Genomic DNA, 764 nt, shown 5'->3' with positions numbered 1-764 from the left:
AACTCAAACTTCGCACATAGATTTAACCTATGCACCTTGAAAATTCAATACCTGGCAGTTATTCAGTTATCTTAATTCCTCTGCTATGCTGCTTGAAGCTGTGTCCTCAGTAAAGCAGGTATCGTGTTCATAAACGTATCAACCAGTTCGTCAATTTTATCTTCGGACAGTTCCGTGTTGTCGCTAAGCATGGTTCGGAACATTTGAAGCAGCATTTGAAATGCCTGTATCCATGTGATATCAGACATTTCGTCAGAAAAGTATAGAAAAAGTTCACCCAGTGAACGACTGTCGTTAGATTCCCGGCTTTCTAGGGAAAGCATCATATATCGTGTAAAAACAACTGCAGTGTGGGCAGTCATTGCATCATAAGATAAGGAGTTACATTCCTTGCTGAGATTCAGGTAGCTTTTACATATCTTAAAGAAAACTTCGATATCCCAGCGCTTACCATAAATACGGATGATTTCATTTTCATCCAGAGTTGTATCTGTGGAGATAAGGCACAAGTACTCCTTTTTCTTATTCCGATTACGGACATATACAACTTTAGCCGGAATAATTTCTCCATCTTTTACAACATCAACTACCACGGAAAGAAGGTATTTGGAACGACCACGTCTCTTTTTATTCCGGTTATAGATTGTAATAAGAGACATATCTTCACCATTGTACCTAAAGAACATTTTTGGACTCTTTTTCACCATGCCAATGACATCATAGCCGATTGATTTTACAGCATGGAGCGTGCTTGGAGAAGAAAA

The 764-nt window shown here is 38.7% G+C and carries 1 protein-coding gene; it reads right to left on the bottom strand.

The features are described 5' to 3' along the window. Window positions 1-83: 83 nt before the first annotated feature. Window positions 84-764: IS4 family transposase (locus VSQ61_RS22710; RefSeq protein WP_334346582.1), on the bottom strand; the 681-nt coding region annotated here is incomplete at its 5' end.

This window comes from Candidatus Merdisoma sp. JLR.KK006, from assembly GCF_036941035.1.
Taxonomy (GTDB): Bacteria; Bacillota; Clostridia; order Lachnospirales; family Lachnospiraceae; genus Laedolimicola.
The sequence above is the reverse complement of the archived record's forward strand: the minus strand, read 5'-3'. Positions and strand labels throughout refer to the sequence as shown.